Genomic DNA, 26,925 nt, shown 5'->3' with positions numbered 1-26,925 from the left:
ATTACTTGTTTTGGAATTTGAATAAGCAAATTACGCGAAAATCTCATCAATTCTTATTGTTATTTCACATAAAGATTATTTAATCAATTCATTTTGCACTCTTGAATTGTAAAAATCAAACGTAAATTTTTCTATTTGCTCTCTATTACAATTCAACATTTCTAAATAGTCTTGTGCTGAAAGGCTCAAAATGCATTGTAATTTTACAGCTATTTCTTCAACCGAAATATCGTCTAATAAAAACCCATTTTGGCCATCTTTAATGTAATTGGAAATTCCAGACACATTAGACACAACAGGCAAACATCCAAAATTTAAAGCTTCAGCAATTACTTTTGGAAAACCTTCCGAAGATGATGGTAAAACAATTGCATGAGATTTAATATAGATTTCATGAACCATATCTCTTGACAAAAAACCATGAAAATGAAAATTTAATTTAGAATCTTTAGTGTCATTTTTATAAACCTCCATCCTTTTTCCATCTCCAACAACATGAATAGTTCCAACTTTAGATGAATCCTTTTCATTTAGACTTTTAAAAGCATTAATTAGCAAATCAATTCCTTTTGCCTCTTCAAGTCTACCTACAAAACAAAAATTAATAAGGTTATTGCTAAAAGTTTTATTTTTTGCTACTCGATGTCCTTTTTCAATGTCTTCTTTGCTTAAACAAGGATTTTCAAATGTTAAGCATTGACTTGGTTGATTGGCCCATGAACCATTAATAGTAACATGTCGATTTTGTTTTTCTAACATCCATTTTTGAAATCTATAAGCTAAAGGTGCATTACTTTGTTTCCAGTTTCCTGCATATTTAAACCAACCGGTTTTAGCACTAAAAAAAAACAAATAAGGAATAACATATACGCCTATTCCTGTTGGTGCTCTAAACTGAAAACAATCACTTTGCTTTAAAGCTTTTTTCACAACGTTTATAACTTTAGGTGCTTGCCATATTACTGAAAACTTATCGACAAACCTTTGTCCACCAACAGCCTTTAAAGGAATAAGCTTCACTCTATCTGACAAATAAGGTAATGTACTCGCAGGAGCAGATGTAGAATGCAACATTGCCACATGGTTAATTTGATCAAATACCTTTAAAAGATGATTAATTTCAGTAACAGTAGATGCTAAACCGACAATAGTTCCATTTGACAATTTGTAATGCTCGGTATGTGAAATTATGGTTAGTGTTTTCATTTTTTAATTAGGTCTGTTTTTATTTTAGATGCTAATTTCTTCGTAAAAAGTTCTGACCCATTTTTATTCAGGTGCCTTGCATTATAAAAATATGATTTATCAAAACAGATGTCATCATTTGTAAAATCAAAAAACTTAAAATTATAAGTTTCAGCAAAATTGGTGTAAGTTTTCTTTATTTCATCTATGTTTTTAATAAACTCTTGCCCTTCAATATAAACAGGAGTATAAACTAATACTACTTCAATATCACTAGCTTTACAAGCTTTAAGATACTCATTAAATCTTTGTTTGAGATCTTCATCAATTACAACCTCATAGTGTTTCATTATTTTTTTTGCATTATCAAAATCCTGATTCCATATTCTTTCTTGCCCTTGATACCCTTTTATTCTTTGCTCATTATTCGTTGAACTTTTAAAACTCATTTTAAATGCTGTGGAAATAGCATCAGTTTCACCATAATATCTTAAAATTGGAAGCTTATAATCTAAGTAGGAATATGATGTATAATTAGATGTGTACTTTTCGAAATCTTCATCCCAAAGCATGAAAGGTAAGATTTGTTCAGCATTATAGAAATTCCCTTTTTGCAATGTTGTAGCATCAACAGAATGAATAATCATTTTTGGTTTCTCATTATATTTTAATGCCAATTCATGTCGCAATTGTTGCATATTAAATGTATGACCATCAACACCAAGATTATAGGAAGATAAATGCAATGTGTCTTCTAAAATTTTAGGAGCTATATGAACCCAAGCACGAGAACTTCCGTGAATTAATATATCAGCATTTAAATTACTTTCAAGAATATCATTCCAAATTGGATATTCCAAATGTGCAAATACTCTTGATTTCCTCAAATTATTTGAGAGATAAGCATCAATTCCATAAGCCAATACAAGAATTGGAACAACAAAAGTTAATATTTTTAAAATGAACTTCTTCATCAAAATTGAAAGTAAATAAATTCCTGACTAGTTCCTGCGAAAACAAAAATTAAAATCAAAATCAAGTAGTAAAAACACCATTTTAATAATTTATTTTTCATTAAGAGAGATTCAATTCCATATTGATCTTCTCTACCAAACCATTCAATAATCACAAAAAACATGACTAATATTAATGTAGGTATTGCCAAAGTTCCATCTTTAAAATATGGCATCGAGAAAAGAGATTCTGTGAAAATCCCAGAAATATAACTAAAAGCATGCGCTATAGTTTCTGCTCTAAAAAAGATCCATGCAAAAACTGTTAAAGCAAAGGTCACAAACATTAAGCTAAACTCTTTAAAGCTTGGCAAGTATTTGCCTTCTGCTATTGTATTTAAGTGATTGCGATTATTTTTTGTAAGCAATATGGGTAAAAAATACAGCGCGTTTAATGCGCCCCAAATTATAAATGTCCAGTTAGCACCATGCCAAAACCCACTTACAATAAAAATGATAAAAACATTCCTAATGGTCTTAGTTAATGTTCCTCTACTTCCTCCTAGCGGAATGTAAAGATAATCTCTAAACCATGTTGACAATGACATGTGCCATCGTCTCCAAAATTCAGCAATATCTCTTGAGAAATAAGGAAATGCAAAATTTTGTTTTAGATTAAAACCAAACAACCTAGAAACACCAATGGCTATATCAGAATACCCAGAAAAGTCTCCATAAATTTGAAATGTAAAAAAGACAGCACCTAAAACTAAAGTGCTTCCACTTAAATCTGCTGAATTATCAAATATATAATTGGCATATTTGGCACAATTATCTGCTATCACTACTTTTTTAAACAAACCCCAAAGTATTTGACGTAAACCATCAACTGCGTTGGCATATTTAAATTTTCTTTTCGCATAAAACTGAGGTAATAAATTTGTTGCTCTTTCAATTGGACCTGCGACTAATTGTGGAAAGAAGCTAACAAAAGCTGCAAATGAAATAAAATCCTGGGTAGGTTTTAATTTTCTATTATATACGTCAATAGTGTAACTAAGTGTTTGAAAGGTATAAAAACTAATACCTACTGGTAATATAATATTTAATGAATTGGCATTGATTTCATTTCCAAAAAACGAAAAAGCTGACACAAAATTATCTAGAAAAAAATTGTAATATTTAAAAAAACCTAGAAACCCAATATTCACTAAAATGCTAATCCAAAGCAACATTCGCCTTTTAGTTTTACCTTGCTCTTTTGCCACTGCTTTTCCAACAAAAAAATCAACTAGTGTACTAAAAAGAATCAGTGATAAAAAACGCCAATCCCACCATCCATAGAAGAAATAACTAGAAACGACAAGCAATACATTTTGGAGTTTCAAACTTCTATTTGTCACAAACCAATACAGTACAAAGACGATTGGCAAGAAAATAGCGAAGTCTAATGAGTTAAAAATCATTGGTTAATTCCTTAATATTAATTTATAGAGTTTTGACTCGTCTAAAATAATTCTTCATAGCGTTTAATTATATGTGACCAATCATGAGTGTTTGCCCAAGTCACAGCTTCAGTTTTAAATTTTGTGGTATTCTGAAGTATTTGTAAAATACGCTCTTTAAACTCGTTGGTGTTTTTAACATCAATTAAAAATCCAGATTTACCATTATTTATGGCATCTTCTATTCCGCAGCCCTTAGCACCTATTGCAGGAATTCCCATGGCATTAGCTTCTAAGATCGCTATTCCGAATCCTTCAACATCACCTGTCATACTTTCTGTGCTCAACATTACAAAAATATCTGTAGCCTCTATTGATTGTTTTAATTCATCTTCTGTTACACTGCCGTGAAACGTAACATAAGACGCAACTTTTAAGGATTCTGCAACCTTAATAAACGCATCAGCTTCAGTAGGAATACCTACACAATGGTAATGCAACTCAGGAAATTGTTTTACAAGTTGTGGAAGATGTTGAATGACATTTAACTGACCTTTTCTAGAACTCACACGACCAACCGTAGTTATAACTGGCTGACCTTTGAGTTTAATTTTCTCCTTTGAATTCTTCCATTCTGATGTTGTAATACCATTTGGAATCACAATAATTTTTTTATTCAAATGCGAAATCAGACTTTTGGTATAATTAGAAACTGCTACAATTTCATCAAAACGTTTCAGTGAAAAATTAATAGATTTTCGCAACAAAGCAGACTTAAAATTAACTTCAGTTCCGTGAACTACTGCAATAGTTTTTCGATTAAAAAAAAGTCTACAAAAAGCAACATTCCATAAGGAAAATTTCCCAGTAGCAATACAATACGTTGCACTTTTAATGTATTTAATAGTAAGTATAATCCGTTTTAAATACATTATAAATCGAAACTTATACAATTTGATGCGCTCTACAGAAAATGGTAATGATTTATCAAATTCTAATTCTTCGTCACCTGTTTTTGAACGTTGATCTGCAATTACCTTAACTTGATAACCAAGGTTGCTTAAATGCAATGCCAAATTATACGCATGATTTCCTATTCCTCCAGGTTGTGGTGGAAATTCTGATGTTACGATTACAATATTTGACTTCAATGTGATCATGTTAAGACTTCAATTAAAGCGCCTTCTTTTATTTTTTTACTAGATAAATTCCAAGATTTCCATACTTGAAACACAACTATTGGCAATATTAAAATTGTTACTATTAGTCCGACAAACAATAATGGTTTATTTTTTTTGAATTGGTATGGCATAATTGAGATTGGCACAGTTCTTAACAATGCTAGTCTAGCTGACGAATTCCCAAAATACCTTCTGAAATAGTATAAAACACTTGGTATTGGTCTTGGAGCTAAAAAGTTTGAAGGTCTAAACGCATCCCAACTTCCCATTTCTCTTAATCCTCCAGTTCCTGCTTTTACATCGACACAAGAAGCGAACGGATTTGAAATGCTTTTCAATCCTTCTAAATAAAGCCTCATTCCAAACTCGCCATCTCCCATTCGCTGCTTTTCAAACTGACGATCAAATAAACCTACATTTTTAAAAACAGTTTTATGTAGCATTGCATTTCCTGTTGCAAATTGAGACGCAACTGCAAAAAACGAACGAGATTTTGGTATGTACTGACCTTCAGGATAAAATACACCTGCAGAAATCTTAGAATTAAAAAAGTCGAGACATTTTAGGTGCATACTTATCCAATCTGGACCGATCCGAACATCATCTTCAGACAAAGCAACCCAATCGCCTTTACTTGTTTTAATAGCAGTATTTCTTGCCAACCATAAGGCTTTTTCCTTTTGATTAACAATTTGAAAATTCAGGTTAAAATTCTTATAAAATTTCTCATTAAAATCATCAGATTGATCCACCACAATCACCTCAAAATTAGAATAATCTTGAGCTTCTAAATCTTTTAATACGTCTTTTAAATACTCATATCGATTTAAAGTAGGAATAATAACACTTACAAGTGGTTTTTCTTCAATTAACTGGGATTGAAATGAATCCCAATCTTTATAAACAATAGAATTTTCTACTTCTTTTATCTGATTAACATTTCTTGTGCTTAGCCAAGCAACACATTCTTTAAACGGATTATGAAATGAAAGTATGCGACATAAAAACACGTAAAACACCCAAACCGAATGGAAATTTTTTCGAATAAAACGGTAATTATCTTTTAATGGGAGTTTTACAAACTTTTGATAGGTTGCAACTTCTCCAATATATCCTGACTGTATGGCTTGCCATGATACATCGTATGCTTTTGCTTCTTCAGAAAGGTATTGATCATCCTGATGTAATTGACTTAAAATATTAGAAGGCAACGCATCTACTTTAGGAAATATAGAATGACCTGCTTTAGTAAAGCTTAGAAAATAATGAGTTGGCTGTAAGTATTTTAAGAAACTGAATAGCATCAATTTGATTTTGGAATGCAATATATATTTGGTGGCAACGGTTTATTTGAATCGTATTCTTTTAGGTTTCCATTTAATACTTGATAATTGTTTTCAATAAAAAACTCTACAATTCGTATATCATCATTAATTTCGACAATAACTATTGGTCTAAATTTATTTAGCATGTTTATGCTCCCTTTCAAAATATCTAATTCTATTCCATCTACATCAATTTTAACTAAATGACATTGAGTTAATTTTTGACTTTTAATAAAGTCATCAATTCTAATCATTTGAATAGTTCCTAATGATTGAGAAATATCAGATTGTATAACATTTGAAGTGGTAGAGTTTTCAAAAAATAAATTGACAGACTTGTTTTCATTTCCAATCGCTAAATTTTCAACTTGAATATTATTTAAGTTATTAATCGCAATAGATTTTAATAAGCTATTATAAACATTTTTATTAGGTTCAAATGAAATAACCTGTCCTGTTTTGCAAACAGATTTTGCCCAGACTAAGCTTAAATAACCAAAATTAGCTCCAATATCTAAAATTGAAATGTCATGTAAATCTTTATTATATTTTTTAAGAAGTGTAATTGAATTTCTGAGCAAGGTATTTTCGACACCTTTAGAATATGCTTTAGAGGCATCTTTTATAGACGCTACAAATTTAAATTCAACTGGAAACTCTAGATACGATCTATTAATTTTGACGATACTCTCTCTAAAGACACCCTTATTTCTAAAAATTAAATCTCTTACAGATTTTAATGCCTTAGCTTTTCCAACCTTATGCCTTAATGACTTTGGTATTTTATTATAGAAATATACAAGCATCTGCATCTTTATTTTTTTATGTAATTTAAACTACTATATATGATTAGGAAGTGGGCTATTTTGAACTACAGCTTTCAGATATTCTGGATAAGCTGCATCTTTAGGCAATAACAATAAGTGACATTTCCCTCTTGTAGCAATAGGTGTTCCAGACGAAAGCACTTCTTGTGTTTTTAAATACCACGCTTTATAATCATTTTCGTTGCACCATTGAACCATTAAATCACCAGCAGCTTCCATACCTAAATTCTCAACATTATGCATTTCAATAAAAAAGGTACATTTCGTTTCCTTTGCTAATTTAGTAGCTGCCTTCATTACTAAAGTTTCTGCTCCTTCAACATCAATTTTCACTAAATCTGGTTTGATTCCATAAAAGTCATACATATAATCTAAAGTTATTGTATTCACATCCATAAATGAATTCATAGCAGAAGCAGTTTCAGCATGCGAAGCATACATACTTCCAGCGGCTCCTGAACCTACAGTATAAAATTTAACAGTATCGTCTAATTTATCTCCAACAAAAGCAGTGAGATATTGTACTCTACGACCTAAACCATTATTAATAATATTCATTGCTGCATGTTGCAATGCGACAGGATTAGGATCAACAAGAACAATTTGTTTGTTAGTATCTTGAATTAATGCTAATAACGCAGTATAACCAATATTACATCCAACATCATAAATGATATTGTGATGCTTAGTAAGATAAAACCACCAAGTATCATCTTGATCTACTTTTGTTCTAACTGCGCCTGGTAAAACGTTTAAAGGAACACCACATAAGTTAACCTCAACAAAATTGTTTTTTTTGGGTTTCATAGAATGATAAAACCTTTTTATTGTTCTCTTAAAATTCATTAATGTGTTGATTTAAATATAAAATATGCATGCAAGTTAAATATAAAGATTAGAATTGAATAGAAATTCTTAATTTGATATAATTTGATGTTTTTTAATCCTTAAAATAAGAACTTAAATCATTTGCGAAACGTTCACTAATGACTTGACGTCCTAAGCTATTGACATGAACATTGTCAAAAAAGTAATCTGTTTTTATTAAAACATCACTATGATTAATAATCTCATAATCAGAAGTATTACTTACAATTTCTATATTCTTAATTGGTGAGATATAGCAAATTAGCTCAATATTGTTTCTATCACAAAGCTCCTGAATTTTCTTTAGAGCACCATTTTTAAAATTCAATTTTATAGATTGCCGATTTTTAATATGTCCAGACATTAGGTCTTGTACTGGATACGTATAATTACCATTAGTATCAAATCGGTTGTGGCGATTTGGTTGAAAAACACTTAATAGTGATGGATAAAACACTTCAGAATTATAATAAGAAACGCCTAACATAGGAAAATATTTACTTCCAGACAATAGTTTAGCATTCACTGAAGAAAAAGACTGAAAATAGTCTGAAACATAAGAACGATCTACATATGGCAAAAACCTATAGTCGTTTGCATTTAGACTTTGAATTTGAGTATCAAATGATGTAAAACTTGGTGCAATGACACATATTTTTGTTGTTTTCCCTAATGCCAAAAAATGTTCAAGCATTAAATACTGACTAGAAATTGACGTATCATCAATTGCTAGATTAATACCTTTTTTACCACTAAGAGAATCGATAACCTGTGTATCAAGTGTAGTTAATCCAGTACTTGCACCAAGTACAATATAATCAAAATTCGTTTCAGAAACAGCATTAACCAAAAACGAAGGTTTATAAAAACTACTTTGTCTTAAAGTCCACAGACTAATATAAGACAACAGATTAGCTATAACGAAAGTGCTAATAATTAAAATACCTATTTTTTTTAGAAAAATACTCATAACTAAAACTGAAAATAAATAAAATCTGAAGGATTTTTAAAAACACCCATAAATATGATTAACATGACAATGAAAATTGCAGACAATTGATTTAAATGCACTTCCCTTTGATTACGTTGTAAAGTTAAAAACTCAAAAACAAGCATCACCAATAAAGATGTTAGAATAATACTGCTAAATAATAGCATTTTAGAGCTTTTGTAAAACAATTCTAAACTCCAGCCAGAAAATTCTAGAATATTTAAAATATAATCATATGCCATATGTATACTATCTGCTCTAAAAAATACCCAAGCAAATGTTACCAACATAAAAGTTAAAACTATTTTTGGCAATTGCTTCAGTACGATTCGAGTTTTAGTAATGTGATTCCTGTTGCTTTTTGAGAGCAATAAAGGCAAAAATAGGAGTCCGTGAATTAAACCCCAAACTATAAAAGTCCAATTAGCACCATGCCAAAATCCGCTAACCAAAAACACAATCATCACATTTCGAATTTGTGTATAACGTTTACCTCTTGAGCCACCTAATGGAATGTATAAATAATCGCGAAACCAAGTTGAAAGTGAAATATGCCAACGCCTCCAAAACTCAGCAATATCTCTTGAAAAATATGGAAATACAAAATTTGTCATTAATGAAAACCCAAATAAACGCGCTACACCAATTGCAATATCAGAATATCCTGAAAAATCACCATAAATCTGGAAACCAAACAGAATAGCACCAACTAGTAATTCAATGGAAGAGCAGTCTCCTGGAGAGTTAAAAATTTGGTTTACAAAAAATGCGCAATTATCTGCAACAACAACTTTTTTAAACAATCCCCAAATAATTAGATATACACCACTCATAGCAAAATCACTATTAAATACACGTGCTTTTTGAAATTGAGGCAATAATTGAGTAGCGCGTTCAATTGGACCTGCTACTAATTGCGGAAAAAATGCAACATAAGCCATGAACTGCAACAAATGTTGTGTTGGCTCAATTTTTTTACGATACACATCAATAGTATAACTCAAAGTTTGAAACGTATAAAAAGAAATTCCAACAGGCAAAATGATATTCAGAGTACTCGCTTGCATGCTAATCCCTAAACTTTCCCAAGCTGCAATCCAACTGTCTACAAAAAAATTGCAATACTTAAACACTCCTAAAAGCCCTAGATTGAAGAAAACACTTATAGAAACGAATACTTTTCTTTTAAAATTTCGTTGCTCATCTTTCAGTAGATTTGCGACAAAATAATCTAACAAACTACTAAATATTATCAAACTCAAAAAACGCCAATCCCACCATGCATAAAACACGTAGCTAGCAAGCACAATCAATAGATTTTGCAATCGAATAGATTTCTTAAACAGAAACCAATACAGTATAAATACTATAGGTAGAAATATGGCAAAATCTAACGAATTGAATAACATGTATTCTTATTTAAATGGCTTTGAAATTCATGTACTAATTACAAACGTATTTCATTATTATAAAAATCAACAAATTGTTTTTGCTGTTCTTTGACATTAAAGTTAGCCATTACATGATTAATTGCATTTTTTGAGATTGATTTTTTTTCATTGTCAGATAATTCATTAATCTCAAGAATTTTTTCTGCTATTAATCTAGGCGCTCTTTTAGGAACTATCCAACCTGTTTTTTCGTGTATGATATTTTCATTGAGTGCTCCTCCATTGGTAGCTAAACACAATAATCCCATTGCTTGGGCTTCTAAAACCGCATTACAAAATCCTTCTTGTATGCTTGGCTGTAGATAAATATCAGCTGAACATAATTTTAATAATGTCTCTTCATGTGATAACTTACCATGAAGAAATACATGGTTTTGCAATTGATTTTGATGCAACTGAAATGTATAACGTTCAATTTCTGTTGGTGTACCAGATCCTATAATATGATATTCAAATTCTAAACCTTTATCGTTTAAAAGCTTCATCGCATTTAGTGCATGATCCAATCCTTTTATCCAGTTTAATCTTGCTATAGTGATAATTTTAAGCTTTGAGTTTTCAGATTTAAAATCCTTCCTAGCATTAAAATTTGAAACATCAACAGCTGGTGTTATTACTTTGTAAGATGAATCATTAGCCAGTCCTAGACCATAAGCTTTTTGGAGTAAATCTATTGAAATACTATGCACTTTATTTACATGTTTCCAAACCAAATCATAACAATTTGGGTGTTTCACAGGATAAACATTAATATCAAATCCTCTAAAACTCACAGCCATTTTAGCTCGAATTGCTTTTGCTACAAGTTCGCTTTCTAAAGCTTGAGTTGTAAATCCAAAATGCAACCAATCTAATTTTTGACTTAACAAATGTGAATTAAAATATACCTTTTTAATAATACGAGAGGTTGAAATATTTTCTTGCCGTTCTAGTTTTATATAATTGATTACAGGTTTTAAATGCCATAATAATTTTAAAAACACAAATATCATGGCAATCATTTGAAGAGCTGTGCTTTTATAAATTTTTGGTGCCTTAACAACAGGGCATAAATCAAAATTTTTCCCTATGGTTTGTGTTAGTAACACAACACTAAAACCATGCTCTTGAAGCCCTTTAATTTTTGAAGTAAAAAAAGTTTCAGAGTAACCAGGAGTTGAAGGAAGGACGAGTCCTATTTTCATGTATTAGTGTTTGTTTTAATTATCATTTAACATGTATAGAAATCATTAAAACTTTGTTTGAATGTTTTCCAATTGTGCTGAATTATTACTTTTTTCAATGCCGTATCTGTCATTTTTTTAACGTCTTCTTGAGGCATTGAATTAAAACCCTTTATCATTTCGGCTAAATCGTTTACATCTCTATTTTCGAATAACAATCCGGTTTCCTTATGAATTACCAATTCTGACATACCAACTGCATTTGTACTAATTACTGGTAAGCCAAGTGCCATAGCTTCAATAACCACATTGGCAAGACCTTCAGAAACGCTTGGTAACACTAACACATCTGCTTTTTGCATTTCTTTCAAGACGTCTTGATAATCCATTTTTGACGTTAAGCGTACTTCATTTTTAAGATTTAAATCGTGAACAGTGTAAATAATCTCTTCTGAATCTGCTGCTCCAATAATTGTAAACGTTGCTTTAATATCTCTTTCAAGAACAATTTTTAAGGCTTCTAAAGCATAGTTATATCCTTTTTTCCAATGCTGTCTTCCTACTGAGAGTATTTGCAACGTGTCTCGTTTTGCATAATCTTTCTTTCTAAAAGCATCAAAAGAATTCACTTCAACACCTGAATAGATGACTTTAATTTTATCTTCAGCCGCTCCATATATCATTGCTTGTTTTTTGATATGATGTGTCACAGCATGAAACTGATTTACTTTTGGAAAGGTTCTTTGATATAATGCTTTTAAATCGGCTTCGGCAAGTGGTGTGATGTTTATTAATCGCCCTCTTAAACTTACCATAGTTTTAAAATATGAATGCTCTAATATTTCTTCAAATAAAAATATATGTGAAGCCCATTGAATATGAACAACTTCAATATTATTAGAAATGAATTTTGACCAAATTAAAAACTGTTTAAATCTGGTTAAAAGTGGTTTATCTGAATTCCGTAGAAGCGAAACAAAGTGTCTACATTTTTTTGGTTGAACACAAAAAAAAACCAGAAGTCTCAATACAAACTGAATTAATAATACTAATTTATTACTTGGGTCAGTAGGCAAATAATTAAGGCCTTGTTTTTGATGCTTAAATAACTTTGGTGACGATCCAGAAACTAAAACTGTATGTTCTTCATTAACAACTTGAGCTAATCTTAAAACAAAAGTTGTGGGCTGTAAATTACCATTGTAGATTGCTATATTCATTAAGTTATTAAATCATATTTTTTTTTGCAAATATACATTGATGCAAACCATAACCAAATTTACCTAATGTTCTTTCTCTAAACTTTCTTAAACCAACTTTGTTACAAAACCCAGTTAGATACCTGTTATTTATAAGCTTAAAGTAACCTTGTTTCCCAAAATTAAGTATTATACTATCATAATCTATGATTTTGAATTTCTTTTTGACAAGCTGTTTAAGATCATTTGGTGTTAAAACCTTCTCAATGGGTTGTCTAGACCAATTACCACCTTCCATGTGGTCAAATACTTTTTTATTAGGTGTTGTTAAAATAAGGTAACCTCCAGGTTTAAGAATATTGTAACAAGCCTCAAAGTACTTATCTTGTTCTTCAATATGTTCAATGACTTCTTGTGAAATTACAACATCATAAGTAGCTTGTTCAAGCGGATGATCTATAGCATTACCATGAATGTAGTTAACATGAGGGTAAAGTTCATTAGCTCTTATAACAGCTTCTTTAGAAAGCTCAATTGCATCTGCATTACCAAATTCGCCAATAAATGCAGTAAATCTTCCATCTCCACTTCCTAGTTCAATAATTCTAGGCTCTTTTATTTCTCGTTTTACCGCTATAAAGTAATCTAAAATTTTAACTGCACGTCTTAATTTTAAATTGTTAAGCACCTTTCTTCCAGACCAGTACTTATCATAAAACTCTATTTGATTCTTAATATCCATATTCAAAAATTGCTATTCGAAATTTTGCATAAAGTTATTAAACTTATCGACCATAATATCATTTGTATGGTGTTGTTTTATATATTTTAAAGCATTTGTAGACATTTCATTAAGTTGCCCTCTATTACTGATAATAAATTCAAGTTTTTGAATCAAGTTTTGCTTTACGTTTTCAATGTCTATCAGGAATCCATTTTCACCATCAGTAATCATCTCTAGATTGCCACCAATACGTGTTGCAATCATTGGAGTTCCCATAGAAAGTGTTTCAAGGAGAAACATTGAATTCCCTTCACTATATTTTGACAAGAGCACTCCAATATCTAAAGCATTATAGAATTCATACAACTTTTCGTTCGGCAACCAGCCTAAAAAATGTATTTGATCTGAAAGATTTTCATTCGCATAGTTGACGATTAGATTGTAATAATCTTCATTAGGTGTGGTTTCTATCGCAATACTTCCTGCCACCAATACATGGACTTTCAAGCCCTTATTTTTCAAATAATGAACCGCTTCAAAGAGTTCTAAAACGGATTTCTCTTCGCTGAGTCGTCCTGCATATCCTATAACGAAGTCGTCTGGTTTTAAATTGAAAGTTTTCCGATATTGCTCTGAAAGTTCTTCACATATTTTATCAGTAAAATCGTTTAATTTAACTGAATTATAAATGGTTTCAGTTGGAAAATTTAATCTTGGAGAAATTGTTTTAAGCTCTTCGATTGGCGACTTTGTATTGGCTAGAAATCCACTAGAATTATTAATTAAAAAATCGATGTTTTGATCTCCTAATCGCAACTTTAAATCTGTGCTTCTAAAAAAATAAATGTGCTTTGCTTTTGGATGCACTTTGCAAAGCTTTTTAAACAATTCAAAGTGCATAAAGGTAATAATAACATCAGGCCTCTCTTTTCGAATAAGTCGCTTAATACCTTCATAGTAAACAATGCGATCTGTTAAAGAGTAACCATATACTCGCTTTTTAATTCGTAGTGGCACCTTGTTCAAAATGGATTCAAAAAAGCGATTCCAAAGCGTAGGTTTTATGTGAAGATATTTCCTTTTATTATAATCTTGATGTATTAAACTATCGTCATATTTACTAACCACTTTATAGCTAATAGATGTCGTATCATTATTAGACAGTTTTTCTATAATTCTTGGAACTCCAGGACTTTTTTTATTTGGCGGAATAGTGTGTCTTGATCCTGAAACTAAATAAACAACTTTTGTTTTACTCATCAAAAAAATTAATTGCTTTTAATGCCTTTATAAAAGCTTTATTATACGACTCATAAGAATGATTTTCAATATACGACGTATATGCTGTTTTTGAAAACTTTGCATAAAGTTCTTTATTAGAACTTAAGTTTAACATGGCTTTAGTTAGCTCATCAATATAAGGATTAGAAGTAATAAGAATACCATTTTGACCATCATTAAGAATTTCAGAACTTCCACCTGAATTGGTTGCTATTAAAGGTTTTGACAAGGACATAGCCTCAATTAGAGACAATGGCATTCCTTCTTCATAATGTTTGGTATCTGTTGGCAAAATGAGAACGTCAACTTGTGATAACCCTTTTAATAAATCTTCATTTGGAAGAAATCCGGTAAATGTGACTGGAATATTCTGTGATTCGGCAAATGCTTTACAGTCTAATAGATATTCCGTTTTAATTTCATGTGTACCTCTTGTACCAGCAGCTCCAAAGACGACCAGATGAACGTCATGATTTATGTCATGTACATTTTTAAACGCATGTAATAAATTAAGTACACCTTTTTCGATACATATTCTTCCTGAAAATGCAAATACAAAAACATGCTCGTCATATGGTCTATTTTTATAATAATCAACTGCTTGACTTAAAGTTACTTTTGGAATAATAGCATTAGGAATTGCAAAATATCTAGACGGTTCTAATTGTTTTTTAAAAGTCTGATTGGCCATTTCAAGTGCTCTTTTATTCACAGAAAAAATGGCTTCGCAATTTGATATTAGTTGACACCATTGCTGTTCATCATACTTTTTATGTAATGAAGTACCATGATGAAAATACACAACTTTTCGACTAGGCAAAAACAGCTTAATCATTGTAACCAAACCTACACTAACATGCACTACAATTTTTTTATGCTTTTTAAATAGCAGAAAACGACACACAGAAATAAAATATAATAATTGCTTATCTGAACCTGTAGTAAACTTCTGCTTTCGCTTTTTAAATGGATATCTTAATTTTAAAATCAATAACACAAGAGCATCAAACCTATTCGATTTGACATGTAAATACACTTCTTTATTATATGATTCCTGATTGAGCCTAGGATTGTAATTTGAAAGGACTTTAAAGGCTTTATTATTTAAGGTTTCAACTGTTTCATAGATCACTTTGGCAGGAGCTGCGCCTTCTGGAGAAGGTACTGAATTGAGCGAACCATAAATTATTAAAACATCGTTTTTCATTAGCCAAAAATAGAAGTTTTAATGGTAGATAATAGCTTTCTATAGTATTTTTTTGGTTTCATTTTTTTTTGATTTCCATTCGTAATCATCTTAAAAAAAGCTTTTAAATATCTTCTTTGATGAATTAATTGAAACTCATTATAACCTTTCCAAGATCTTTCCCATAAATGAACAGCATAGGATGTTTCAGTTATATGTTTTAAATAATCATCATCTTGTTTACGTATTTTAGGATCTGGATTGGGATATGCATAAAAATAATTCACATCTAAAATCAATAAATCCTCATACTCAATTGCTTCAAGAATTTCAGTTTTATACATGCTTTTATATACTGAAGTAAATATTTTTGGAATAATTAAATCCTTATAATTCACAGATTTAGAAACATCAATTGTATCATAATGCCGAAGGCAATTTACAATATAAGGATGATTTGCTTCAGTTCCTATCACACCACAACTCACATAGCGTTCAGACTCTAAACCTACAAAACATTTACGATCTAGAAACGTTGAAAAATTTTTAAGCACAAGCATGTCTGTATCTAGATATACACCGCCTTGATCTGATAATACATTAAGTCTCACATAATCTGATAGGAAAGCCCATTTTTGATCTTTGAGTGCTTGTTTGGCAAAAGGATGACTCAAATCAGAATTTGTTTCATTCCATAATACAAGTTCAAAATCTGGTAAATGCTGCTGCCATGATTCGATGCATTTCAGAATGGTTTGTGACATAGGCTGAGTACCAAACCAACAATAATGTATTTTTTTTGGGATCATTTTTTATTGCTTGAGCTCTTTAAATAAATCTTGAACAAATAATTCTCCTCCTTCAAATGTTAAATGATCTTCATTATAAAACATATCATCTTTGTCTATGTAAGCTGATTGAAAGTCTAAAATTTTTAAATTTTTATCCTTAAATATTGAATCTACTCCAAACATCTTATGTTTTGTAGCAGTGTAATATTCTTTTGTTAAAGGATACTTTACACCTATAACAATCACGTTATTAGTTTCACAAATATTAAAAATTTCTAACAAAGTTTCTTCCAATATTACAGACTTTTCTAGATAATTGAATTGCGTTTCTATTCTTTTTTTAATGCGTTCAATTTTAGTATCATCAGACCTTTCATTCCAATTTAAATAGGTGTTTGATTCTTTGACGTCAACGTCTTCTTGAGATGAAACTAGGTTTTCAAATTTTGACACAATATACTTTCTTATAACGGCTCCTGTTTTAGGTTGAAAATAAATTATTTTTTGAGCAGCCTCATTCTTATAGTATTCAAATGTTGATGAAAAATCGCTAGCAGTAGTATAATAAGATGATTTATCAAAATTATTATACTGTTCCCTGTATGGACTTAACATATGCTCATCTGCACTTAAATAAATGGTATCAATAGTTGTACTTTCTATTAAAAAATTAAGTTTTCGCTTTATATCAATATATGAATCTGCGCCTACTGAAAAATTATACACATTATAATCTTGGGTATGATCTCCTAGTGGTGATCCATGTGAATCGGCAAATAAATAGTTATTAAAATTCAAGGCATACGTATCATAATTTTTATAATATAAATCGTTCCCTAAATTAAAGAGCAACAAATTTACTACAAAAAGTATCACAACAAAAAGTCCTATTTGATAACCAAATTTCCTCATAAAAGCTTCTAAAACTGAAAATAAATAAATTCTACATTTTCAGAATTACTTCCAAATAAATAAACTAAAACTATAATTATAACATATAAAAGCCATCTTAAATACTTATTAAAATTTAAATATTCAAGGGCATATTTTTTATCTCTACCAAACCATTCGACGCAAAAGAAAACAAAAATCAATACAAATACATCTTTTGGTCTAATTTCTGGCAGTGAAAAAAGGCTTGCAGAAAACATACCATCTAAATACGCAAAGGCATGATTAATATTTTCTGCTCTAAAAAACACCCAAGCTATAAGTGTTAACGCAAAGGTAATGAGCATACCTCTAAATTCTTTAAAACTTGGAAATAGTTTTCCTTCAGCAATATTACCTGTGTAAACTCTATTTTTATTTCGCAATAATAAAGGAAGAAAATACAACGCATTTAGGAAACCCCAAATTATGAATGTCCAATTTGCACCATGCCAAAATCCGCTAACAATAAAAATTATAAATGTATTTCTAACTTTTTGAAATGTGCCACCTCGACTTCCGCCTAATGGAATATATAAGTAATCTCGAAACCATGTTGATAATGAAATGTGCCAACGACGCCAAAACTCTGCTATATCTCGTGAAAAGTACGGATAAGCAAAATTACGTTTCAAGTCGAAACCAAATAATCGTGAAGTTCCTATAGCGATATCCGAATAGCCTGAAAAGTCACCATAAATTTGTAAAGTAAAAAATAATGCACCTATAAATAACGTACTACCATTGTAAGTTTCGTAATTATTAAATATGTCGTTTGCAAAAACCGCACAACTATCTGCAATGGCTATTTTTTTAAATAAACCCCAAAGTATTTGACGCATTCCGTCAACAGCTTTTGCATAATCAAATTTTCTATTCTTATAAAATTGAGGCAATAAATGTTTTGCACGTTCTATTGGTCCAGCAACGAGTTGAGGAAAAAAACTAACGAAAGCTGCAAAGGACAGGAAATCTTTTGTTGGCTCAAGTTTGCCCTTATAAACATCAATAGTATAACTTAAAGTTTGAAATGTATAAAAACTAATTCCGACAGGCAAAATAATTTCTAAACCTGTAAACGTCATATCCTGACCAAAAAAATGAAATGACTGAGAAAGGTTATCTATAAAAAAATTGAAATATTTAAAAAACCCTAAAAGCCCTAAATTAACAATGATGCTAGTCCATAATAATAACTTCCTTGTCTTAACTTTTTTAGCTTTAGACAAGTAAAGACCAATTGAAAAATCGACAAGTGTACTAAATAAAATAAGTGATAAAAAACGCCAATCCCACCATCCATAGAACACGTAACTGGCAATTACAAGAAATGCATTTTGAGTTTTAAGTTGCTTATTAAAAACAAACCAATAGAGAATAAAAACGATTGGCAAATACAAAGCAAAATCAAAAGAGTTAAACAGCATAATTTAAAATTGAGATGTTTTTATAGCCATTTTTTAGTTTTCTTTTTTTTGGGAACTCTTTTGAAGGTTTTATAAAATAGATATTTATTATTGCAAGTTACTAAAATATAATATCTGAATGGTTTATCTATACTTGTCTGGATTTTTTAAAACCCATATTCCTAAGTTAAAATCTTATGGCTTCGCAAATGCTTTTTTAAAATAGTTCCTTTTTTAAGACTGAGATAAATCTTGCTAAATAGGATCAATTTAAATTTAAGAATTCTATTTCTTTCATTTAATGTTCTATTTAAAAAGCTTATAACCTGTTTTGCATTACTGTTATGGTCATTGTCTACACTTCTAAAAAATTGTTTTAAAAGTAACTTATAATAAAAATAGATGAGATCTAAATCTTTTAGCTTCAAGGCCCTTTCAAAATTTAGTTTGCTGATATGTAACAAGTCTTCTTTATGACGTTTATTATAGGTTTGACTTTGTTCTGTCTTCGATTTAGAATGGCTTCTATAATAGAATAAAGGCTTATTGATAATTGAATACTCTTCTGGATTCAAGCCATAGAAAATGCGTGTAAAAAACTCAGTCTCTTGCCCTCTAATTATTGTTTCATTAAATGGACTTTCTTTTAAAAATGATTTTCTAAACAAAACTGAAGGCGTATAAATTTCAAATTTCCATAATGCATATTCTTTATATAAATTAACATCAGTTTTTAATTTAACTTCACGTGTTATATTTAAATTTTCATCTGTACTAAATCCGCTACAAATGACTATTTTCCTTTTTTTTGTAAATAAAGCTATACGTGCTGAAAGATAATTTTCGGCCATGATATCATCATCATCAAACCATTGTATGAAATCGCCTTTACTACATTCAAATCCGTAGTTACGTGCTGCATTTCCTCCTTTAGGGCTTTCTGCAGGTCTTTTGAGGTACTTAAACCTATTATCTTTAATACAATATTGGGCTAAAACTTCTGCGGTATTATCTGTACTTCCATCATCAATTACCAAACACTCCCAATGGGTATGTGTTTGAGACAAAATACTATCTAGAGTTTCACTAATGAGATTGGCTCTGTTGTAAGTTGGTATAACTATAGATACCAAATCAGTAATCATAAACTATGTTTTAAATCTTAGAAATCAAGTGTATTATAAATACTTTTTAGTTTCATTAGCTACACTTTCTTCAATTTCATCTAAATTATCTGCTGCTAATTTTATATAATCGGTCTGTCTTTGACTATTCTTTTTATTAAAATTTAAGTCAACTTTAGTTAAATTACAAAATTCTAAAATGGAGTGCATTTTTTCGGAGATATTTTCCAATTCAACTTTTAAAGTCCTCTCTTGTGGCAATTTTGAAAGTTCTGCTGTAATGGTTTTATTAATAAAGTAGTAGTACCAAGTACATTTTTGTAAATGTGTCATTTTAGTCCAATTTTCTGAGCTAACATCACCAATTTGATCTCCTTGAATTCTATATTTTGCCCAATCATGATAAAATAGGTCAGGATATTCATCATCTGCATACCATTCTCTAATAACCATAGATTTAATACAGCTAATTGGTTCGCGTACTACATGTATAAATTTAGAATTTGGAAAGTAATTTGAAAGAAAAGGAATCAAATTCCAAAACCTTTGGTCTGAATGCACAATGAGCTGATTTTCAGAAGCATTCCATACCTTAACTTTTAAGATCTCATTTATTTCTTTATAAGATTTATCTATATCTCCTTTATGCGCTAAATCAGTACTAATTCTAATTAACTGATGTATATCTTCATGAAATGCTTTACAATTTGGATGCTGATTAAATAAATCGGTTATAGATACGGTTCCGCTTCTACCAGTTCCAAGTATGAAAAGAATATCTTTATTTCGATTGGTTTCATAAGATTTCAAAAACTGATTTAATTCGATTTCTTCTAAACGTTTTCCATTAACTCCTCCATAATGTTTATTATCATTAAGGCTTTTATAATGCTCAATATCTCGAAGTTTTAAGGTGTTGATTTTAGGGCTTCCGACGATTTCAAAAGGCTCTATATTTCTATTTACAACGGAACCTATACCAATGATTGCACCTTCACCAATTTCAACTCCAGGTACTATAGAAACATTCATACCAATCCAAACATTTTCTTTAATTATTACAGGTTTGTAATTAGTAGTATTATCATATGGAAGTGCTTTTCCTGTATAATTATGATTTTCTGTGTAAATAGTAACATTTCTAGAAATGTGTGTATTATTTCCAATTACAAGACCACCTTCAGATTTAGCAAAAAAATTATTTCCGATATGAACATTATTTCCAATAATCACTTTGGAAGGTTTAGAGAATATATGGCTTTCTCCATTTAGTCTAAGGTTATAACCTACGCTACTAATTCTGCCAATTAATTCATTCTTTTGCAGTTCCTTTTTAGTTGTTTCTTTTTTCTGGTAGTAGTGAAACAATCTGTCAGCATAACGTTTTGCAATACTTTTTAATAGTTTGTTCATTTTACATCCATTTATAATCTATATAAAATGCTTTGCTATGTCCTGGTAATTTTCCTGTACCATAAAAATCACCCTTTTCAACATATAAAACTCCTGCTTCTTTAATGTTTTCAATCATTGACGACTTATCATGAACAGCTAAGTTATAAAAATATTTACCTGCGCTTAAAGGCCATTTATCAATTTCTAAAATAGCTTCTCCTTGAGATTCGTCATACGATTTGTTAATAATATCGCTTCTACAAGAGAACTTAAAATTAGAAAACATATCAAAAAACCCAATACTAATAGATAAGTTTCTACAATCTGGATTTTGATATTTAACATGCATTAAAATTTTTTGCCCTACAGAAACTAATTTAATTTTTTCTTGGTTAGCATCAAAGAAATCTACAGAATGAATGCCAAGTTTACAATTGTCATTTCTATAATCTAGACCAATAATATCTGTATTATTTAAATAAAATTCTATGCCTTTATCTACATCACCTGAATAAGACACACAACCATCTTTTAGCACAATCAATCTGTAACAAAGGCTTTGAATTGCTGCCATATCATGGCTTACAAACAACACAGTTCGTCCTTCACCTTTTGAGATATCTTGCATCTTCCCGATAGCCTTTTTTTGAAACTCTGCATCTCCAACCGCAAGAACCTCATCGATAACTAAAATATCTGGTTCTAAATGCGCAGCAACAGCAAACGCTAATCGCACACGCATTCCAGAAGAATACCTTTTTACAGGTGTATTCACATAACGTTCACAACCTGAAAACGCGACAATTTCATCAATTTTTGCTGTTACTTCTTTTTTGGTCATTCCGAGAATAGCACCATTGAGATAAATGTTTTCTTTACCTGTAAGTTCTGGATGAAACCCTGTACCTACTTCTAATAAACTAGCAATTCTTCCTTTAGTTTTTATTTCTCCAGTGGTAGGACTTGTAACACGTGACAGGATTTTTAGTAAGGTAGACTTTCCTGCTCCATTTTTTCCAATTATGCCAAGAACTTCCCCTTTTTTGACTTCAAAATTAATATCATTTAAAGCCCAAACATAATTGCTATTTCCTTTTACACTTCTATCATTTGATTCACCAATTTTTAAATAAGGGTCTTCTTTACCTCGAATTTTATTCCACCAACGATTTAAATCATGACTAACCGTACCTGTACCAACAATACCTAATCGATATTGTTTGCTTATATTTTCTGCTTTAAGAATAACATCAGACATATTTATACTGTATCAATGAAAGATTTTTCCGTTTTGTTAAAGATAACTAAACCTATTAAAAATAAGATAATGCTTAATACCAATGTATAAAAGAATCCAAACCAAGTAAAAGTGCCTGTATCTAATAACATATAACGAAAACCTTCTATAATTTGAGTGAGAGGATTATATTCAACAAATAGAGCTACGCTCTCAGGAAACTTAGCTTTAGCTTCAGAAACTGGATATGGAACAGCAGACACATACATAAGGAGTTGTACTGCAAAACCAACTAAGATGGTTAAATCTCTATATTTTGTGGTCATTGACGAAATAATCATTCCTAAACCCAGTCCGAGTAGTCCCATCATTAAAACATATACTGGAAATAAAAACAGCTTAGAATTCAATCCTATTTCAACACCATTAAACACGTAATAACAGTAAAATGCTACAAAAATCAAGAATTGAATACCAAATTTTAATAAATTAGAGATTACTATAGACATAGGAACAACAACTCTAGGAAAGTAAACTTTTCCAAATATTGCTTGATTATTAGTAAAGGTTGTTGAGGTCTTTGTTAGGCATTCTTTAAAATAATTCCATGCCGTAATTCCTGCAAGATTAAATAAAAATGGAGGTAATCCTCCTGTTCCAATATTTCCTAAATTATTAAAGATTAAAGTAAAAATAACCGAAGTAAACAAAGGTTGAATCACATACCACAAAGGACCTAAAATGGTTTGTTTATATACGGTTACAACGTCTCTCTTTACAAACAACAATAATAAATCTCTATAGCGCCAAATTTCTTTAAAATTAAGATCTATAAGTTTATGCTTAGAAGAAATAGTATAAAGCCAAGGACTATCTTTCATTTAATCATTCAGTGTTAAAATGCCCCAAAAAGCACCTTTCTGTTTAAATTGATTTTTATATTTTGATTGTAACTTCGTCATAATATTTGTATACGTTGAATAGATTACAATTTTATTTTTTTTAGATGTTGACAAATAAGAATTCATTAATTGACTATCAAAAAGTGCATTTTTATTTTTAAAAACATCAATACTAACACTATCTCTAGCTCTATAAAAAGTTCTATGAACTCCAAATTGACTTATCTTATTAAACTTATCTTCAGTGTAATACCCAATTTCACAAAGCTTAGATGCCATAAATGAGTGATTAACATCCTGCAAAATATTACAATTATTGTCAATAGCATAATTAACTGAAGATTCTCTTTCAATATTATTATTTGCTACAAAACGACACCAATCCTTTAGCAAAACTTTACCAAATCCAAATAAAGGTCTAGGGCCTTCCGAAGTTGGCATTGCCATACCTGAACCTACAACAATATTAATGTCATTTATAGATGTTGATTTATCTGGATTAAAATTGATTTCATTAATATTATTGTTAGTAATTGATCTCACTTCAAATCCAGGTCCCCAAGCTGTATTGCTTTCTATCTGAAACCCAATAAACCAAGGAATCACAATCACAGCAAATAAAACATACTTAAAACTCTGCCTTTTAATGGATACAAAACCATAAGCCGACACTATAACTATTGGTAAAACCGTAGTGACCATGTACTTGTACATTGGTATAATTCCCATTGTAAAATAAGGCAAAATTGAAATTAATAACAATGCTAAGGGGAACAACAATTTTTCTCTAACACAATGTATAGTACCTAATATAAGTAACACTACTAAAGCAGGAGTGGTAAAAGAAATCGCAGTTGCGCCTATTGATAGTAAAGAGGTTTCTTTCCCTTCTAAATATTTAGTTCCATGAACAAACACATCGTAAATATCAAAAATAGAATAGCCTGAAATTTGTATCCATAACAATACTGATACTATAAAAAAAGGAAAAACAATTAAGCTTTTCTTTAGTTTATCTATTGAAATTAAAGTCTTTATACTCGAAGAATTTGAAAAAATAAAGTGTCCAAACAACACAAAAATGTAAAATCCACTAATCCATCTAAAACTTACACCAAAACCAAATAAAAGTATTGCAATGATTAAGAACAACAACTTGTTATTTTTCAAGTATTTAATTAAAAAAATATGAGATAATAAAACTAACGCAAAAGAAATGTTTGTAGGATTAATGATTAAGCCACTAAATAACATTTCAGGTATAACAAAAGGCATCATCAATAAAAACCAACTGACATTTTTCTTTTTTTCTTCAAAAACTTCATTAACTATTTTAGCAATAAAAAGAAGAACAAGCAAACTAAAAGTAAAAGTAAAAACAATACTAAAAATTCTTAGTGAGGCTTCATTTTGAGTTGACACAGCGGACAAAACAGTATCAAACATAGAATGATAAGGTGAATAAGGAGGCTGAAACGAGGCGTCTCTACCAAAGACATGATGTAAAACTGTTTGAGCATCGTCACCTTCAATATAATTAAAATTTAGAGCTGTAAATCCTAAAACAACAAATAGTATACAGTAAAATAGATATACTTTTTTAATGCTCATAAAACTCAGAAATTTGTTTAACAATATAAGTTACATCCTCCGATTTAAGTTCATAAAATAATGGCAACCTTAGTAATCGATTAGAAAACTCTTCAGTCATAGTAAGAGTTCTACCATCATGTTTCCCATTATAATATTCACTTTTGTGCAAACTCAAATAATGAAATACGGCATAGATTCCTTTACTTTTAAGAAAGTTAATTAATTGAGTGCGTTCATCATTTGTTTTACATATGATATAGAATATATGTGCATTATTACTACTGTCTTTAGGAATTTGTGGCAAATCAACTTCTAATGTATTACCAATAGCTTTAAATTCTTGTTCGTATTGCGACCATAATTTAATTCGTTTAGCTTGAATGTCTTTGCTATTTTCTAATTGAGCCCATAAAAAAGCCGCAATGATTTCTGAAGGCAAAAAAGAAGACCCAACATCTACCCAACCGTATTTATCAACTTCACCTCTAAAAAAAGAAGATCTGTTGGTTCCTTTTTCCCATATTATTTCCGAACGTTCAATAAACTGCTCATCATTGATCGCAAGCAAACCGCCTTCGCCAGAAATAATATTTTTTGTTTCATGAAATGAAAACGTTGCCAAATGACCAATACTTCCTAAGGCTTTTCCTTTATAAAAAGAATCTATAGCCTGTGCAGCATCTTCTATAACGAAGACATCATGTTTATTAGCAATCTGCATTATAGCATCCATTTCACATGCACAGCCTGCATAATGTACAACCACAATAGCTTTCGTTTTTGGAGTAATTAGCGCTTCAATTTTAGTTTCATCTATATTTGGATGGTCTAGTTTTGAATCTGCAAAAACAATTTTTGCGCCTCTTAACACAAACGCATTTGCTGTAGACACAAAAGTGTAAGAAGGCATAATAACCTCATCACCTTCCTTAATATTTAATAACAATGCACACATCTCTAGTGCATCAGTGCAAGAGGTTGTGAGGAGTGCTTTTTTTATATTATAGTTGTCTTCAAAAAATTTTTGACATTTTTTTGTATAATTCCCATTTCCAGAGATCATACCAGAATCAACAGCTAACTGGATATATTCAGATTCTTTTCCAGATAAATATGGTTTATTAAATGGTATCATTAGCGTATAAATCTATGTGGATTCCCAACGTATAATCCTTTATTTAAAATGTTCTTATTTACGACAGTTCCGCCTCCAGTTTGTACGTCACTTACGATTTCAATATTATCGATAATGGTTGTATTAATTCCAATATTACATCGAATTCCAATGGACACAAATCCAGCAATGGCAACACTTGGAGATATAAATGTATGTGCTCCTACTTTAGAATCATGAGCAATTGTACACGACACATTAATAACTACATTATCATCAATTACTGTGTTAAGATCTAAAACAGAGCCAGGAAGCATAAAAACGCCTTTACCAATACGACAAGAAGCATCAACATAACATGAAGAATGAATTATAGTAGCAAATTCTACTTTATTGTGTAAATCATTATAGAGTTTTTCTCTAAATGACAAATGATTATAACCTATACCACAAATAATAACATCAAAAGCGCCTTGATTATATTCGGTTTCTATGTCTGAAATTTTTCCTAAAACTTGTATGGTATTAACAAAGCTGTTCGTTTCAGCAAAATCATCAAAAAAACCTACGACTTCAAATTGTTTATCATGCATGGCATGGTAAGCAATTAATTGGCCTAAATCACCTGATCCTATGATGGCTAGTTTCTTCATAA

General features: G+C 30.3%; 24 protein-coding genes. All 24 read right to left on the bottom strand.

Annotated features, from left to right (window positions below; genetic code table 11):
• Window positions 1–75: 75 nt before the first annotated feature.
• The 24 genes from MUN68_RS03380 to MUN68_RS03265 all read right to left on the bottom strand — a co-directional run bounded on the left by MUN68_RS03380 (window position 76) and on the right by MUN68_RS03265 (window position 26,923).
• Window positions 76–1,206, bottom strand: a complete 1,131-nt coding sequence (locus tag MUN68_RS03380) for a glycosyltransferase (protein ID WP_249995311.1) — start codon at window positions 1,204–1,206, stop codon at window positions 76–78.
• Entirely contained in the window at window positions 1,203–2,159 is a 957-nt protein-coding gene (locus tag MUN68_RS03375) for a hypothetical protein (protein ID WP_249995310.1), read from the bottom strand. The genes MUN68_RS03380 and MUN68_RS03375 overlap by 4 nt, the downstream gene beginning before the upstream one ends.
• On the bottom strand, window positions 2,159–3,604 hold the full coding sequence (locus MUN68_RS03370) for an MBOAT family O-acyltransferase (protein WP_249995309.1): 1,446 nt from the start codon (window positions 3,602–3,604) through the stop codon (window positions 2,159–2,161). Before MUN68_RS03370 ends, MUN68_RS03375 begins: the two co-directional genes overlap by 1 nt.
• A 41-nt stretch (window positions 3,605–3,645) precedes the next feature.
• Window positions 3,646–4,743 carry a glycosyltransferase family 4 protein gene (locus MUN68_RS03365; RefSeq protein WP_249995308.1) on the bottom strand — a complete coding sequence of 366 codons (1,098 nt, stop codon included), beginning with the start codon at window positions 4,741–4,743 and terminating at the stop codon, window positions 3,646–3,648.
• Window positions 4,740–6,068, bottom strand: coding sequence for a glycosyltransferase family 2 protein (locus MUN68_RS03360; RefSeq protein ID WP_249995307.1), 1,329 nt, complete (start codon window positions 6,066–6,068; stop codon window positions 4,740–4,742). Before MUN68_RS03360 ends, MUN68_RS03365 begins: the two co-directional genes overlap by 4 nt.
• A complete protein-coding gene (locus MUN68_RS03355) occupies window positions 6,068–6,895 on the bottom strand; it encodes an FkbM family methyltransferase (protein ID WP_249995306.1) in 828 nt (275 codons plus the stop codon). Before MUN68_RS03355 ends, MUN68_RS03360 begins: the two co-directional genes overlap by 1 nt.
• Window positions 6,896–6,928: 33 nt before the next feature.
• Window positions 6,929–7,723 carry an FkbM family methyltransferase gene (locus MUN68_RS03350; protein ID WP_249995305.1) on the bottom strand — a complete coding sequence of 265 codons (795 nt, stop codon included), beginning with the start codon at window positions 7,721–7,723 and terminating at the stop codon, window positions 6,929–6,931.
• A gap of 133 nt (window positions 7,724–7,856) precedes the next feature.
• Window positions 7,857–8,753, bottom strand: coding sequence for a hypothetical protein (locus tag MUN68_RS03345; RefSeq protein ID WP_249995304.1), 897 nt, complete (start codon window positions 8,751–8,753; stop codon window positions 7,857–7,859).
• 2 nt (window positions 8,754–8,755) lie between these two features.
• Complete coding sequence (locus MUN68_RS03340; RefSeq protein ID WP_249995303.1) at window positions 8,756–10,183, bottom strand: MBOAT family O-acyltransferase; 1,428 nt, start codon at window positions 10,181–10,183, stop codon at window positions 8,756–8,758.
• A 38-nt stretch (window positions 10,184–10,221) separates the two neighbouring features.
• Window positions 10,222–11,409: a glycosyltransferase family 4 protein gene (locus MUN68_RS03335; RefSeq protein WP_249995302.1), complete on the bottom strand. Its 1,188-nt coding sequence runs from the start codon at window positions 11,407–11,409 to the stop codon at window positions 10,222–10,224.
• A gap of 26 nt (window positions 11,410–11,435) precedes the next feature.
• Window positions 11,436–12,608, bottom strand: coding sequence for a glycosyltransferase family 4 protein (locus MUN68_RS03330; RefSeq protein WP_249995301.1), 1,173 nt, complete (start codon window positions 12,606–12,608; stop codon window positions 11,436–11,438).
• Between the two features lie 7 nt (window positions 12,609–12,615).
• Complete coding sequence (locus MUN68_RS03325) at window positions 12,616–13,329, bottom strand: class I SAM-dependent methyltransferase (protein WP_249995300.1); 714 nt, start codon at window positions 13,327–13,329, stop codon at window positions 12,616–12,618.
• Window positions 13,330–13,341: 12 nt separating this feature from the next.
• Window positions 13,342–14,571, bottom strand: coding sequence for a glycosyltransferase family 4 protein (locus MUN68_RS03320; RefSeq protein WP_249995299.1), 1,230 nt, complete (start codon window positions 14,569–14,571; stop codon window positions 13,342–13,344).
• Complete coding sequence (locus MUN68_RS03315; RefSeq protein ID WP_249995298.1) at window positions 14,564–15,799, bottom strand: glycosyltransferase family 4 protein; 1,236 nt, start codon at window positions 15,797–15,799, stop codon at window positions 14,564–14,566. Before MUN68_RS03315 ends, MUN68_RS03320 begins: the two co-directional genes overlap by 8 nt.
• Complete coding sequence (locus MUN68_RS03310; RefSeq protein WP_249995297.1) at window positions 15,799–16,587, bottom strand: glycosyltransferase; 789 nt, start codon at window positions 16,585–16,587, stop codon at window positions 15,799–15,801. Before MUN68_RS03310 ends, MUN68_RS03315 begins: the two co-directional genes overlap by 1 nt.
• 3 nt (window positions 16,588–16,590) lie before the next feature.
• On the bottom strand, window positions 16,591–17,421 hold the full coding sequence (locus MUN68_RS03305) for a hypothetical protein (RefSeq protein ID WP_249995296.1): 831 nt from the start codon (window positions 17,419–17,421) through the stop codon (window positions 16,591–16,593).
• A gap of 68 nt (window positions 17,422–17,489) precedes the next feature.
• A complete protein-coding gene (locus tag MUN68_RS03300; RefSeq protein WP_249995295.1) occupies window positions 17,490–18,926 on the bottom strand; it encodes an MBOAT family O-acyltransferase in 1,437 nt (478 codons plus the stop codon).
• Between the two features lie 161 nt (window positions 18,927–19,087).
• Entirely contained in the window at window positions 19,088–20,050 is a 963-nt protein-coding gene (locus MUN68_RS03295; protein WP_249995294.1) for a glycosyltransferase family 2 protein, read from the bottom strand.
• A 33-nt stretch (window positions 20,051–20,083) separates the two neighbouring features.
• Complete coding sequence (locus tag MUN68_RS03290) at window positions 20,084–21,442, bottom strand: sulfotransferase (RefSeq protein WP_249995293.1); 1,359 nt, start codon at window positions 21,440–21,442, stop codon at window positions 20,084–20,086.
• 1 nt (window position 21,443) lies between these two features.
• Entirely contained in the window at window positions 21,444–22,682 is a 1,239-nt protein-coding gene (locus MUN68_RS03285; protein ID WP_249995292.1) for an ABC transporter ATP-binding protein, read from the bottom strand.
• Between the two features lie 2 nt (window positions 22,683–22,684).
• The gene (locus MUN68_RS03280) at window positions 22,685–23,542 is read right to left on the bottom strand and encodes an ABC transporter permease (protein ID WP_249995291.1); all 858 of its coding nucleotides are present in this window, start codon (window positions 23,540–23,542) and stop codon (window positions 22,685–22,687) included.
• Window positions 23,543–25,174, bottom strand: a complete 1,632-nt coding sequence (locus MUN68_RS03275; protein WP_249995290.1) for a glycosyltransferase family 39 protein — start codon at window positions 25,172–25,174, stop codon at window positions 23,543–23,545. It abuts the gene before it with no gap.
• Window positions 25,164–26,291 carry a dTDP-4-amino-4,6-dideoxygalactose transaminase gene (gene rffA, locus MUN68_RS03270; RefSeq protein WP_249995289.1) on the bottom strand — a complete coding sequence of 376 codons (1,128 nt, stop codon included), beginning with the start codon at window positions 26,289–26,291 and terminating at the stop codon, window positions 25,164–25,166. Before rffA ends, MUN68_RS03275 begins: the two co-directional genes overlap by 11 nt.
• Complete coding sequence (locus MUN68_RS03265) at window positions 26,291–26,923, bottom strand: acetyltransferase (RefSeq protein WP_249995288.1); 633 nt, start codon at window positions 26,921–26,923, stop codon at window positions 26,291–26,293. The genes rffA and MUN68_RS03265 overlap by 1 nt, the downstream gene beginning before the upstream one ends.
• Window positions 26,924–26,925 lie beyond the last annotated feature (2 nt).

It is taken from the genome of Psychroserpens ponticola, assembly GCF_023556315.2.
Lineage (GTDB): Bacteria > Bacteroidota > Bacteroidia > Flavobacteriales > Flavobacteriaceae > Psychroserpens > Psychroserpens ponticola.
The sequence above is the reverse complement of the archived record's forward strand: the minus strand, read 5'-3'. Positions and strand labels throughout refer to the sequence as shown.